Below are 13991 nucleotides of genomic sequence, written 5' to 3'. Positions count from 1 at the left end.
GATGAACGGCGCCCAGTCCCTGATCCGCACGCTCGTCGACAGTGGTGTCGATGTGTGCTTTTCGAATCCCGGCACCTCGGAGATGCACTTCGTGGCCGCGCTCGACACCGTGCCCGAGATGCGCGGCGTGCTCGGCCTGTTCGAAGGCGTCGTCACCGGCGCGGCGGACGGGTACGCGCGCATCGCCGGGAAGCCGGCGGCCACGCTGCTGCACCTCGGTCCGGGTCTCGGGAACGGGCTGGCGAACCTGCACAACGCCCGCCGCGCGCACACCCCGATCGTCAACGTGATCGGCGATCACGCGACCTACCACAAGCAGTACGACGCCCCGCTCGAATCGGACATCGAGGCGGTGGCCGGTTCGCTCGAAGGGTGGATCCGGCGCTCCGAGCACACCAAGGACGTCGGCGCCGACGCGGCCGCGGCGGTGGCCGCGGCGCAGGACGCGCCCGGACAGGTGGCGACGCTGATCCTCCCGGCCGACGCGTCGTGGGGTGAGGGCGGCGAGACCTGCGCGCCCATCCCGCCGCGGATACCGCAGGTCGTCGACGCGACGAAGGTGAAGAACATCGCCGACGTGCTGACCAGTGGCGAACCGGTCGCGCTCCTCGTCGGCGGCAGTGGCTGCCGCGAGGCAGGCTTGCTCGCGACCAGCCGGATCGCCGCCGCGACCGGGGTGAAGGCGTTCATCGAGACGTTCCCCGCACGGCTCGAACGAGGCGAGGGCCTGCCGACGATCGAGCGGCTGGGCTACCTCGCCGAGCAGGTCGCGTACCAGCTCGACGGGATCAAGCACGTGATCATCGCCGGGACGAAAGCGCCCGTGTCGTTCTTCGCGTACCCGGGCAAAGCGAGCGACCTGGTTCCCGAAGGCGCGCAGGTGCACGTGCTGGCCGACGTCGGGCAGGACGTCCCGCGCGCGCTGAACGACATCGCGGAGCTGGTCGCGGCCGAGACGGAGCCGGTGCTGCAGGAGGCCTCCCGGCCCGCGCTGCCGTCCGGGCCGCTGACCCCGCAGAACTGGGTCGACGTGATCGGCGCGCTGCTGCCGGAGCGCGCGATCATCGCGGACGAGGCGAACACCTCCGGTCTGCTGCTGCCCGCCGCGACCGCGGGGGCGCCGCGGCACGACGTGCTCACCCTGACCGGCGGCGCCATCGGCTACGGAATGCCCGTCGCGACCGGTGCCGCCGTCGCCGCGCCGGACCGGCCGGTGCTCAACCTGCAGTCCGACGGCAGCGCGCTGTACACGATCTCGGCGTTGTGGACCCAGGCGAGGGAGAACCTCAACGTCACCACGGTGCTGTTGAACAACCGCGCGTACGCGATCCTGCGGCTGGAGTTGCAGCGCGTCGGCGTGGACGCCAGTGGTCCCAAGGCGAACGAACTGCTCGACCTTTCGCGGCCGGACATGGACTTCGTCAAGATCGCCGAGGGCATGGGCGTCCCGGCGACGAGGGCGACGACCGCGGAGGAACTCGCCGAGCAGTTCCAGCGCGCGCTCGCCGAGCCGGGACCGCATCTGATCGACGCGATCGTTCCGACGCTGTTCTGATCGAGCCCCCGATGGCGCTGGGAAAGGTCTTTTCCCAGCGCTCCGGGGTCAGCGGACCGAGGCGACCAGGGGTTCGGACTGACGCTGCTTCGGGACGAAAGCGGTCAAGACGAGACCCAGTACTGCCGCGCCGGCGGCGACCAGAAAGCTCAACCGGAACCCGGCCGCGGACGGAACGGAGACCCCGCCGACGGTGATCGCCAGCGAGGCGAGCATGGTGGCCATCACCGCGCTGGAGGTCGACGTGCCGACGGACCGCATCAGTGAGTTCAACCCGTTCGCGGACGCGGTCTCGGTGACCGGCACCGAGCCCATGATCAGCGCGGGCATGGCCGCGTAGGCGATGCCGACGCCACCGCCGATGATGATCGACGCAGTGATCAGCTCGAACGCGTTGTCCATCAGCACCGTCGCGAAGAGGTACCCGGCCGCGATGGTGGCGGCGCCGGTCATCAGCGTCGTACGCGGGCCGTAACGCTCGATGAGCCGGGCCGAAACCGGCGACAGCATGAACATGACCACGCCGTTCGGCGCCAGGCAGAGCCCGGCCTGCACCATCGTCAGTCCGAGGCCGTACCCGGTCGACGCCGGAGCCTGCAGCAACTGCGGGAACGACAACGCCAACGAGTACAGCGCGAACCCGATCATGATCGACGCGAGGTTGGTGAACAGCACCGGACGCCGTGCGGAGACCCGCAAGTCCACCAACGGATCGCGGCGCCGCAGCTGGTAGACGCCCCAGACCAGCAGGATCGCCACCGCGACACCGGCGAAGCCGAGTGTGCGCACGCTCCCCCAGCCCCACTCCCTGCCCTTGACGATCGGCAACAGCAGGCAGACCAGTCCGGCCGTCAGCCCCAGTGCGCCGAGGTAGTCGAACGGCGCGGGTGTCTTCAGCGGCGACTCCGGAATCACGAACAGGATCAGCAGGCCGCAGACCAGGCCGAGTCCCGCCGACGCCCAGAAGAGAACGTGCCAATCGGCGTTCTGCGCGACCAGCGCCGACACGGGCAGGCCGATCGCGCCGCCGACGCCGAGCGTCGAACTCATCACCGAGATCGCGGCGCCGACGCGTTCTGGCGCGAGCTCGTCGCGCATGATGCTGATCCCCAGCGGGATCGCCCCCATCGCGCAACCTTGCAGGCCGCGGCCGACGACCATCAGCGCGAGCGAACTGGTCAATGCGGACACCACCGAGCCCGCGACCAGGAAGCCCAGGCTGATCAGCAACAACCGGCGCTTACCGTAGAGATCGCCGAGCCTGCCGCTCACCGGCATCACCACGGCCCCGGCGATCAAGGTCGCCGTCACCACCCACGACGCGTCCGCAGGGGTCGTGTCGAGCAACCGTGGAAACGCCGGGATGAGCGGGACGACGAGTGTCTGCATGAACGAGGCCACCAGCCCGCAGGTGGCGAGCACGACGACGAAGAGCCGGGACGAAGGTGCCCGACGGGCCGGATTCACCATGCGCATCCCATGATCCGACCTTACCCAGCACCACCCTTCTCGGTGAACGGTTCACCGACGGGATCACAACCAGGTGCGGGCCCCCGCCGTGACCTGAGCAGGTTCCCCGCCGATTCTGGCTGTAGCTATAGGAACCGTCCTTGCAGAGGGCGGCCGCGTCCGGATCGTCTCTTTGACCCCGATGCGAGGAAAGGTCCTTTCCTTGCGAAATTTGCAAGGAAAGGACCTTTCATAGCGCGCTTAGAGCAGGCGAAGCGACTTACTCGTAGATCTCGCCCTTCGCGGCCTTCTCGACCAGCGACGCGGGCGGGGTGAAGTGGTCGCCGTAGCGCTCGGCGAGCTGCCGGGCGCGGTCGACGAAGCCCTGCAGGCCACCCTCGTACTGGTTGATGTACTGGATGACACCGCCGGTCCACGCCGGGAAACCGATGCCGAAGATCGAACCGATGTTGGCGTCGGCGACGGTCGTGAGCACGCCCTCGTCGAAGCACTTCACGGTCTCGAGCGCCTCGGCGAACAGCATGCGCTCCTTGAGGTCCTCGAAGGGAACCTCGGCTGTGCCTGACTTGAACGCGTCGCGCAGGCCAGGCCAGAGCCCGGTCCGCTTGCCGTCCTCGTCGTAGTCGTAGAACCCCGAGCCGGTGGAGCGGCCCTTGCGGTCGAACTCCTCCACCATCCGGTCGATGACACCCTCGGACGCGTGTGCGTTCCAAGTGCCACCCGCCGCCTCGATCGCTTCGCGCGTCTCCTTGCGGATCTTGCGCGGCAGCGTCAGGGTCAGCTCGTCCATCAGCTGCAGCGGCGGGGCCGGGTATCCGGCCTGCGCACCGGCCTGCTCGATCGACGCCGGCTCGACACCCTCGCCCAGCGCGGCGACGGCCTCGTTGAGGAACGTGCCGATGACGCGCGAAGTGAAGAAACCGCGGCTGTCGTTGACGACGATCGGGGTCTTCTTGATCTGCAGCGTGTAGTCGAAGACCTTCGCCAGCGTGGCGGGCGAGGTCTTCTCCCCGCAGATGATCTCGACCAGCGGCATCTTGTCCACCGGCGAGAAGAAGTGGATCCCGATGAAGTCCTCGGTCCGCTGCACGCCCTCGGCGAGCGCGGTGATCGGCAGGGTCGAGGTGTTGGAGCCGAGCACGGCGTCCGGGTTGACGAAGCCCTCGATCTCCTGGAAGACCTTGTGCTTCAGCTCGACGCTCTCGAAGACGGCCTCGATCACGAAGTCGACGCCGGCGAAGTCCTCCGCCTTGTCGGTCGGCTTGATCTTGGCGAGCAGCGCGTCGGACTTCTCCTTCGTGGTCTTGCCGCGGGAGAGCGCCTTCTCCTCCAGCTTGACCGCGTAGCCCTTGCCCTTTTCGGCGCCTTCGAGGGTGACGTCCTTGAGCACGACGTCGATGCCGGCCTTCGCCGAGACGTACGCGATCGCGGCGCCCATCATGCCCGCGCCGACGACACCGACCTTCTTGGCCGTGTACTTCTCGAAGCCTTCCGGCCGCGAGCCACCGGAGTTGATGCTCTGCAGGTCGAAGAAGAACGCTTTCGTCATGTTCTTCGAGACCTGGCCGGTGGCGAGGTGCACGAAGTAGCGGGTCTCGACGGTGATCGCGGTGTCGAAGTCGACCTGCGAACCCTCGATGGCCGCGGCGAGGATCGCGCGCGGGGCCGGCATGTTCGCGCCCTTGATCTGCTTGCGCAGGTTCGCCGGGAACGCGGGCAGGTTCGCCGCGAAGCTCGGGTTCGACGGGGTGCCGCCCGGGATCTTGTAACCCTTGACGTCCCACGGCTGCACGCCGGCTTCGGGGTTGGCCTTGATCCACGCCTTCGCGGCGGGCACCAGTTCTTCGACGGTGCCGACGAGCTCGTGCACGAGGCCGAGTTCCTTCGCCTTCGCCGGACGGTGCCGCTGGCCCTGCAGCAGCACGTTCAGCAGCGCGCTCTGGATGCCGAGCAGCCGGACGGTGCGGACGATGCCGCCACCACCGGGGAGCAGGCCGAGGGTGACCTCGGGGAGGCCGATCTGGCTGCCCTTGACGTCGGCCGCGATGCGGTGGTGCGTCGCGAGCGCGAGTTCGAGCCCGCCGCCGAGCGCGGCGCCGTTGATGGCGGCCACGACCGGCTTGCCCAGCTGCTCGAGCCGGCGCATCTGGCTCTTCATCAGGGCGCTGCCCTCGGTGAGCTCGGCCGCGTTCTCCGGCTTCGCCTTGATCAGGTCGTTGAGGTCGCCGCCGGCGAAGAAGGTCTTCTTGGCCGAGGTGAGGACGACACCGGTGATGCTGTCCTTCTCCGCCTCCAGGCGGTCCACGACCACGCCGAGCGACTCGCGGAAGTCGGCGTTCATCGTGTTGGCGGACTGCTTCGGGTCGTCGAGGGTCAGCACGACGATGCCGTCGGCGTCCTGCTCCCAGCGGATGGTCTTCGCTTCAGTCATTGTCTCTTCCTCAGACCCGCTCGATGATGGTCGCGACGCCCATGCCGCCGCCGATGCACAGGGTGACCAGGGCGCGCCGCGCCTGACGACGCTCCAGCTCGTCGACGACGGTGCCGACCAGCATCGCGCCGGTGGCGCCCAGCGGGTGACCCATCGCGATGGCGCCGCCGTTGACGTTGACCTTCTCCTCGTCGAGGTGCAGGTCCTTGATCCACTTGAGGACGACCGAGGCGAAGGCCTCGTTCAGCTCCCACAGGTCGATGTCGTCCGGGGTGAGACCGGCGAGCTTGAGGACCTTCTCGGTGGCCGGGGTCGGGCCGGTGAGCATGATCGTGGGCTCGGAGCCGACGGTCGCGGTGGCCACGATGCGGGCACGCGGGGTCAGGCCGAAGTCCTTGCCGATCTGCTCGTTGCCGACCAGGACCACCGCGGCGCCGTCCACGATGCCGGACGAGTTGCCGCCGGTGTGGACGTGGTTGATCTTCTCGACCGAGTGGTACTTCTGCAGCGCGACGGCGTCGAAGCCGCCCAGCTCACCGATACCGGCGAAGGCGGGCTTGAGCTTGCCGAGGCCCTCGACGGTGGTGCCGGGACGACGGTGCTCGTCGTGGTCGAGGATCGTGACACCGTTGATGTCCTTCACCGGGACGACGGACTTCGCGAAGTAGCCACCGGACCAGGCCGCTTCGGCCCTTTCCTGCGAGCGGACGGCCCAAGCGTCGACGTCCTCGCGGGAGAAGCCCTCGATGGTCGCGATCAGGTCGGCGCCGGTGCCCTGCGGGACGATGTAGTTGTCGTACGCGGTGGCCGGGTCCATGAACAGCGCGCCGCCGTCGGAGCCCATCGGCACGCGCGACATCGACTCGACGCCGCCCGCGATGATCAGCTGGTCCCAGCCGGAGCGCACCTTCTGCGCGGCGGTGTTGGTGGCTTCGAGGCCGGAGGCGCAGAAGCGGTTCAGCTGGACGCCGGCGACGGTCTCGGGAAGGCCCGCGTTCAAGGCCGCGGTGCGCGCGATCACGGCGCCCTGCTCCCCGACCGGGGACACCACGCCGAGGACGATGTCGTCGATCATGGCGGGGTCGAGGTTCGGGTGCCGGACCTTCAGCTCCTCGATGAGGCCGACCACGAGATCGACCGGCTTGGTGCCGTGGAGGGCACCGCCCTTGTTCTTGCCGCGAGGCGTACGGATCGCCTCGTAGATGTAGGCCTCGCTACTCACAGAAAAACTCCTCCGCAGTACGGCGCTGTATCGGGGATGGACACAGCCGGATCGTACCGGCCGGTAGCCATGCTAATGGGGATTAACATAAACCGCGATAACCCCATGGTGTCAATGGGTTGCGATGCACGCAACTGGCGCTATCGTGGGTTCACCTATGGATCACCCGACCGAGCGCCAGGCCCGACCGCGCGACCGTAAGGCCCAGTTGGCGGGCCTCGCCGCGGAGCTGTTTCGCGCCCGCGGGTTCCACGGCGTCGGGATCAACGACATCGCCGCCGCGGCCGGGATCACCGGGCCCGCGCTGTACCGGCATTTCGCCGACAAGCAATCGGTGCTGTCCTACGTCGTGCTGTCGGGCATCGACGACATGGAGAGGGCCACCACCGAGACGCTCGCCGACGTCGACCTTCCCGTTCGCGCCCAGGTCAAAGCCCTGTTGGACACCCTGGCCGCGCAGGCCGTGGAGCGGCGTGAGGTCGCCGCGCTGTGGCGCTGGGAAGGCAGGCATCTGCCCCGCGAGGAGCGCCGGGAGATCCGCCGCCGGTCCGGCGCGGTCCTCGCGGCTTGGTCCAAGGCACTGCTCGCACTGCGTCCCGAACTGACCCCCGACGACGCCGAACTGCTGTGCTGGGCGGGGCTGAGCGTGTTCGGCAGTGTCTCCGTGCATCACACGTCCGTGGCGAAGAAACGCTTCGCGCAGATCCTGGTTCAGCTGGCGGAGTCGGTGCTGCATGTCACACTTCCCGAACCCGGGGAGGCGCCGGAAGAGACGCCGTCGATGTCACTCGGTGAGCCCTCCCGGCGCGAGCAGCTCCTCGCGGCCGCGACCGAGTTGTTCGGGCGACGCGGCTTCCGCGCGGTGAGCATGGAGGAGATCGGCGCGGCGGCCGGGATCGCCGGGCCCAGCGTGTACCGGCACTTCCCCAGCAAGGCCGCGCTGATGGTGGCCATCGGGCATCGGGCCGCCGACAGGCTGGCGCTCGCCGCGGAACGCGCGTTGCGGACCGACGACGAACGCGACGCGCTGCGCAGGCTGGCGGCGTCCTACGTGCACACCCTGCTGCGCACCCCTGAGCTGCGGGTGTCGTTCTCCGGCAGCCCGATGGAACTACCGGAACGCGACAAGGCGGATCTGATCCGCGTCCAGCGGGACTACGTCGAGCGCTGGATCGCGCTGGCTTCGGAAGTCCGCCCGGAACTGAGCCTGCGCGAAGTGAAGATCACCGTGCACGCGGCGCTGACCATCGCGAACGACCTCGCGCGCACCCGCAGGGTCAATGGCCGCCCGGACATCGAGGCCGAGTTGACCACGCTGACGCACGCGGTTCTGGGCGTCTGAAGACTCGTGAGTGATTTGGGTCGTTCTAACGGCCCAAATCACTCACGAGCGCCCACACCTCCGTCCCCCTAGTGGCGCTTCTGCCGTAAGAGCGTTAACCTACTCGCGAGTAGGTAAGCGAGGCAGGGAGACTCACCGTGGGTGCGCCTAGGAAACGAGACGCGATGGGCCTTGGCCTGTCCGCGCTCACCCGGCTGGCCGGGAGCAAGGTCATTGAACGGGCAGGACTGCGGAAGCCCGTGCAGAACCTGGTCAGCGCCGGGACGCGGAACGGCTTCCGGGTCGCCGGGGCGGCGAACAGGACGTTCAAGTCCGCCCAGCGGCTCGGCAAGCCCGCGCGGCTCGCCCCGGCGGAGGACACGGGACTGTTCGATCTCACCCCGAGTGAGGACCAGCAGCTCATCGTCGAGACCGTGACGGAGTTCGCCGCCGAACAACTGCGGCCCGCCGCGGCCGACGCCGACGCGAAGCTCAAGGCCCCCGAAGGCCTGCTGAGCCGCGCCGCCGAACTCGGGATCACGCTCGTCGGCATCCCCGAGGAGCTGGGCGGTGTCGGCACCGAGCGATCGGTCGTCACGAACGCGCTGGTCGCCGAGGCCCTCGCGCACGGAGACCTCGGTCTCGCGGTCGCGGTGCTCGCGCCGTCCGCGGTCAGCACCGCGCTGGTGTCCTACGGCGACGAGCAGCAGCAGGCGGACTATCTGCCCGCGTTCGTCGGCGAGAACGTCCCGGCCGCGGCGCTCGCGCTGCAGGAGCGCACGGCGTTGTTCGATCCGTTCAAACCGGCCACCAAGGCCCGCCGCACACCGAGGGGCTACCAGCTCGACGGCGTGAAGTCGCTGGTGCCCCGTGCCGCGGACGCCGAACTGTTCATCGTCTCCGCCGACCTCGAAGGCCGCGGTCCCGCGCTGTTCCTCGTGGAGTCGTCCAACTCGGGCGTCACGATCGAGACCGAGCCCGCGATGGGCCTGCGCGGCGCGGCCACCGGCAAGCTGCACCTGGAGAAGGTCGCCCTGCCCGCCGGCGCACTGCTCGGCGGCGGCAAGGCCGAGGTCTTCACCGAGGTCGTCCGGCTCTCGCGGCTCGGCTGGGCCGCGTTGGCCGCCGGTACCGCGAAGGCCGTCCTCGACTACGTGGTGCCTTACGTCAACGAGCGCAAGGCGTTCGGCGAACCGGTGAGCCACCGCCAAGCCGTCGCGTTCTCGGTCGCCGACATCGCGATCGAGGTGGAGGGGCTGCGGCTGGTCACCCTCCGCGCCGCTTCCCGCGCCGAACAGGGAAAGCCGTACGCCCGCGAGGTCGCCTTGGCCCGGAAACTGGCCGTCGACAAGGGCATGCAGATCGGCAGTGCCGGAGTGCAGCTGCTGGGCGGGCACGGCTTCGTCAAGGAACACCCGGTCGAACGCTGGTACCGCGACCTCCGCGCGATCGGCGTGATGGAAGGCGCCGTCCTTCTCTAGGACTTTCGAAAGGCAATCATGATCAACCTTGAGGTTCCGAAGAAGGCCGGCACCCTGATCAACCAGGCGTACCAGGCCGCGGCCGAGGTGTTCCGGCCGATCTCGCGCAAATACGACCGCGCCGAGCACACCTATCCGACCGAACTCGACATGTTCGCCGCACTGCTGGACGGGCTGAACTCCTCCGGCGAGGGCGGCGCGGGAGCGGCGGGCGTCCGCCGGTCCGAGAAGAACGAGAAACCGGGCAACCGCAACGGTTCCAACCTCAACATCGTGCTCGGCACGATCGAGATGTGCTGGGGCGACGTCGGGTTGCTGCTGTCGATGCCGCGTCAGGGCCTCGGCAACGCCGCCATCGGCTCGGTCGCCACGGACGAACAGCTCAAGAAGTTCTCCGGGCTGTGGGCCGCGATGGCGATCACCGAACCGGACTGCGGCTCGGACTCCGCCGCGATCACCGCGACCGCGCGGCTCGACGGTGACGAGTACGTGATCAACGGCGAGAAGATCTTCGTGACCGCCGGCGAGCGCGCTGACGCCGTCGTCGTCTGGGCCACTCTGGACAAGACGAAGGGCCGTGCGGCGATCAAGTCGTTCGTCGTCGAGAAAGGCACTCCCGGTTTCGAGGTGGTGCGTGTCGAGCACAAACTCGGCATCCGCGCCTCCGACACCGCCGTGCTGCGCTTCGAAAACGTCCGCGTGCCCAAGGAGAACCTCCTCGGCACGCCGGAGATCGACACCGCCAAGGGTTTCGCCGGGGTCATGCAGACCTTCGACAACACCCGCCCGCTGGTGGCCGCCATGGCCATCGGCGTCGCCCGGGCGGCGCTCGAGGAGACCCGGAAGATCCTCACCGACGCCGGGGTGACGATCGACTACGACAAGCCGGTCCACAACCAGCACGCGGCGGCCGCCACGTTCCTGCAGCTCGAAGCCGACTACGAAGCGGCCTACCTGCTGACCATGGAATCGGCGTGGATGGCCGACAACCGCAAGCCGAACTCGCTGCAGGCCTCGATGGCCAAGGCGAAGGCGGGCCGCTCGGTCGTCGAGATCACGCTGAAATGCGTCGAGCTGGCGGGAACCTTCGGCTACACCGAGGAATCGCTGCTGGAGAAGTGGAGCCGGGACGCGAAGATTCTCGACATCTTCGAAGGCACGCAACAGATCCAGCAGCTGATCGTGGCACGCCGGATCTTGGGCAAGACGAGCGCGGAACTCAAGTAGCGCGAAGTGTCATAAGGGGTCCCCATAGGGCGATTTTGGTCCTACGGGGACCCCTTATGACACGCGAAGGCGCCCGTGCAGCTGCACACGACTTCCGCATCGGCACCGTTTTCGTTTATTCCCAACAGACTCCGCGACCACGACAACACCATCCGGCGACCTTCCGCAGGGCCGGGCCGGGGTATTCTCGTGGTTTTCCCCAGCCCGCCTAGGCCGGAGTCGCGATGAGACGCTCCGCTCGACAGCTCTCCCCTGTCGCACAGTGGTGTCTGATCGTCCTCGGCGTCGCGGCCTGCTACTTCGCCGCCGGTCAGATCGGCATCCAGTGGGCGATCGTCCGGGAGCAGATCTCGCCGCTGTGGCCGGCGGCCGGGGTCGCGTTGGCGGTGCCGATGCTCCTCGGGCCGCGCTTCTGGCCGGGGATCGCCCTCGGCGCGCTCCTCACGAACTTCACGTTCGGTCCCTCGTTGCCCGTGGTCCTGGTGATCTCCGCCGGGAACACCCTCGGCCCGCTCCTGGGCTACGCCTTGATGCGACGGTGTGGTTTCCGCGGCCGGCTCGACCGACTCCCGGACGTCGTCCTGCTGGTCGTCGTCGGCGCCATCGGGGGCACGGCGCTCAGCGCGCTGATCGGCACCGGCGCACTGGTGGCCGGAGGAGGGCTCGCGCCCGCCGAATTCTGGCCGACGGCGCTGGTCTGGTGGACCGGCGACGCGATGGGCGTTCTCACCGTCACCCCGCTGCTGCTGCTCGCGCAGAGGTTCCGGCCGCCGACCCGGATACCGCTCTCTCGCTGGGCCGAAGCCACCGCGCTCGGCGTCTGCGTTCTGGTTGCCGCCTTCCTGGCCAGCACCAACCCACCCAAGACGTTCATCGTCTTTCCCGTGCTGGTGTGGGCGGCCCTGCGCTTCCGGCAGGCCGGCGCGCTGCTGTGCTCCCTGTGCGTCTGCGCCTTCATGATCTTCAGTGCGGCGCGCGGCGTGGGGCCATACGGCGACTATGAACTGGCGACGAGGATGCTGCTGATCCAGGCCTTCGACGCCACCATCGGGCTGACCGCGCTGGCGCTGTCCACGGTCGTCCTGGAACGCGACCGCGCGACCGCGGAGATCACCGACGCCTGGCGCCACATCACCGAAATGGTGGACCTGATCGCGCCACGCCAGTCGTTACGCAGCGCCATGACCCAGCGCAAGAGCGACGAAGCCGCCGACTGAGGCTCAGGCGACCTGTTCGTCGAGGAAGCGGTCGAGGTAGCGCCACGTGGTCCCGCGCGCCTTCCGGCCGGTGAGGACGCCCAGGTGACCGCCGGGCGCGGTCTCGAAGGTCACCGACGGCGCGTTGTCCAGGAGGCCGGTCAGCCGCTCGACGGCCGCACGCGGCGCGATCGTGTCGTTCTGCCCGGCGATGATCAGCGTGGGCACCTTGACCCCGGACAGCGCGATGATGCGGCCGTTGAGGTCGACCGTGCCCTCGGCGAGGTCGTTGGCGCGGAAGAACCGGTGGTAGATCTGGCCGAACGTCCGCCCGGGGTAGGCGATCATGTTGTCCATGAAGTGATCGACGGCCTCGATCTGCGCCAGGTAGTCCCGGTCGTCGAGATTCTTCAAGATCGCCAGCGGTTTGGTGATCTCTTTGCTGATACCGGTCGCCCGGAAGACGCGGCTGACCAAATAGGACGGTGCTCCGCCGAGGACGCGGTAGATCGGCGTCAGCAGATGGCCGCCGGTGAGGTCCACCAGCGGGCGGAACGGCGCGATCAGCGGGATCGCGGTGAAGTCGAACGGCGACGCGATGGTCGCGATCGACTCGATCGGCAGATCGGGCTGGTCGGCGGCGGTCAGCAGGGAGAAAATCCCGCCGAGGCACCAGGCGACGACATGCACGCCCTGGCCACCTGAGTCCTCGCTGACCTTACGGATGGCACGCGGGAGCACCTCGTCGATCCAGTGCTCGATGCCGAGGCGCCGGTCGGAGAAGGCGACGTTCCCGTAGTCGACCAGGTAGGTGTTGCGGCCGCTGTCGACCAGATGCTCGGCAAGGCTGCAACCGCGGCGCAGGTCGAAGCACAGCGCGGGCGCGGCCAGCGGCGGCACCAGCAGCACCGGCGGACCGGACACCGGCTCTTTGCCGTTCGTCAGCCGGTAGACCGACCGGTTGGGGCCTTGGTCGATCAGGACGCGCGGCACCGGGCGGAGATCGGCGACACCACCGTGCAGCACCTTCCCGACGACGTTCGACGCGGCGGCGGCGAGCCGTGCCGGGGGTGTTGCCATGAGGTGCCTCCTGGAGGGATCAACGCGGTAAGACGCAATCTTGCCGCGTACCGGCGCACGACTCAATACCGTCGCCGTTCCAGGCCGTCCACTTCGGACGGTCGCTAGGCCGTCCGAGTCAAGATCCGGACTCCTTTTCCGCCGCCGGAGCACTGCGCGCGGCTCGTGATTCGTACTCCGCGCGGGCACTGGAACGCGTTGCCGAGGCCAAAATCCTGTCGCCGCCGAGCGCGCGCACCAGACCTTCGCCGACGCGCCGGGGAAGCAGCCGTGTGATCCTGCCCATGGCGTCCAGCGACGCGGGCACGAAGACGTCGAATTTGGGACGGCGCAACGCATCGGCAATGGCCTGCGCCACATCCTCCGGCTGCACGGATTTGATGAACTTCGCCTCGCCGAGCCCACTGGCCAGTTCGGTGCGCACCACGGCGGGCATCACGCACGAGACCAGGACGCCGGTGCCGCGCAGTTCCAGATGCACCGACTCCGACAGGCCGACGACGGCGTGTTTCGTGGCGCAGTAGCTGGCGGCGCCGGGGAATCCGGCCTTTCCGGCCATCGAAGCGATGTTGACGATGTGGCCCGTGCCACGCGGGCGCATCCGTTTGACCGCTTCCCTGGTGCCGTGGATGACCGCGTGCAGGTTGATTTCGAGCAGCCGCCGGGTCGACGCGTCGTCCTCTTCGTCGAGCGGCGCGAGCGGCATGATGCCCGCGTTGTTGATCAGCACGTCGATCGGGCCGACGCGCCGCTCGACCTCGTCGAGGAACTCGGTGAACCCCTTGGTGTCGGTGACGTCGAGCGGCAGCGCCTCCGCGCCCAGTTCGGCCGCGGTCTTCTCGGCGAGCACCTGGTCCAGATCGCCGATCACCACCTTGGCGCCGAGCCGGGACAGCGCCGACGCGGTGGCGGCTCCGATGCCCTGCGCCGCTCCGGTGATCACGACGACCTTGCCTGCCAGGGAACGTTCACGCTTGGCCATGCTGGGCTCCTCTGTGACACCACTGG

At 68.6% G+C, this 13991-nt stretch carries 10 protein-coding genes and 1 pseudogene; 5 read left to right on the top strand and 6 right to left on the bottom strand.

Translation table 11 applies throughout. The features are described from left to right. The first annotated feature begins 1 nt into the window (after position 1). Positions 2-1555, top strand: coding sequence for an acetolactate synthase large subunit (locus tag ACZ54P_RS26930; protein WP_465464450.1), 1554 nt, complete (start codon positions 2-4; stop codon positions 1553-1555). A 48-nt stretch (positions 1556-1603) separates the two neighbouring features. On the opposite strand, the gene ACZ54P_RS26925 is transcribed toward ACZ54P_RS26930, so the two are convergent. The 4 genes and pseudogenes from ACZ54P_RS26925 to ACZ54P_RS26910 all read right to left on the bottom strand — a co-directional run bounded on the left by ACZ54P_RS26925 (position 1604) and on the right by ACZ54P_RS26910 (position 6678). Continuing rightward, positions 1604-3031 (bottom strand): MFS transporter, encoded by a 1428-nt coding sequence (locus ACZ54P_RS26925; protein WP_465464347.1) that lies wholly within the window; start codon positions 3029-3031, stop codon positions 1604-1606. A gap of 118 nt (positions 3032-3149) precedes the next feature. Beyond that, a pseudogene (locus tag ACZ54P_RS26920) lies at positions 3150-3242 on the bottom strand (hypothetical protein); the annotation flags it as partial. A 42-nt stretch (positions 3243-3284) separates the two neighbouring features. After that, complete coding sequence (locus ACZ54P_RS26915; RefSeq protein ID WP_465464346.1) at positions 3285-5456, bottom strand: 3-hydroxyacyl-CoA dehydrogenase NAD-binding domain-containing protein; 2172 nt, start codon at positions 5454-5456, stop codon at positions 3285-3287. Between the two features lie 10 nt (positions 5457-5466). After that, the gene (locus tag ACZ54P_RS26910; protein WP_465464345.1) at positions 5467-6678 is read right to left on the bottom strand and encodes an acetyl-CoA C-acetyltransferase; all 1212 of its coding nucleotides are present in this window, start codon (positions 6676-6678) and stop codon (positions 5467-5469) included. Positions 6679-6835: 157 nt separating this feature from the next. Here ACZ54P_RS26910 and ACZ54P_RS26905 point away from each other — a divergent pair, with 157 nt between their 5' ends. The 4 genes from ACZ54P_RS26905 to ACZ54P_RS26890 all read left to right on the top strand — a co-directional run bounded on the left by ACZ54P_RS26905 (position 6836) and on the right by ACZ54P_RS26890 (position 11924). Further along, the gene (locus ACZ54P_RS26905) at positions 6836-8020 is read left to right on the top strand and encodes a TetR/AcrR family transcriptional regulator (protein ID WP_465464344.1); all 1185 of its coding nucleotides are present in this window, start codon (positions 6836-6838) and stop codon (positions 8018-8020) included. 164 nt (positions 8021-8184) lie between these two features. Continuing rightward, positions 8185-9480: an acyl-CoA dehydrogenase family protein gene (locus ACZ54P_RS26900; RefSeq protein ID WP_465464449.1), complete on the top strand. Its 1296-nt coding sequence runs from the start codon at positions 8185-8187 to the stop codon at positions 9478-9480. A gap of 18 nt (positions 9481-9498) precedes the next feature. Then, positions 9499-10707, top strand: a complete 1209-nt coding sequence (locus ACZ54P_RS26895; RefSeq protein ID WP_465464343.1) for an acyl-CoA dehydrogenase family protein — start codon at positions 9499-9501, stop codon at positions 10705-10707. A gap of 224 nt (positions 10708-10931) precedes the next feature. Further along, a complete protein-coding gene (locus ACZ54P_RS26890; RefSeq protein WP_465464342.1) occupies positions 10932-11924 on the top strand; it encodes an MASE1 domain-containing protein in 993 nt (330 codons plus the stop codon). A 3-nt stretch (positions 11925-11927) separates the two neighbouring features. On the opposite strand, the gene ACZ54P_RS26885 is transcribed toward ACZ54P_RS26890, so the two are convergent. Continuing rightward, positions 11928-12983, bottom strand: coding sequence for an alpha/beta fold hydrolase (locus tag ACZ54P_RS26885; protein ID WP_465464341.1), 1056 nt, complete (start codon positions 12981-12983; stop codon positions 11928-11930). A 118-nt stretch (positions 12984-13101) separates the two neighbouring features. Further along, entirely contained in the window at positions 13102-13965 is an 864-nt protein-coding gene (locus ACZ54P_RS26880; protein ID WP_465464340.1) for an SDR family oxidoreductase, read from the bottom strand. Positions 13966-13991: the final 26 nt, after the last annotated feature.

The sequence above is a fragment of the Amycolatopsis sp. NPDC034160 genome, from assembly GCF_055575355.1.
Note: the sequence above shows the minus strand (reverse complement) of the source record. Positions and strands in the feature narration are given on the sequence as shown.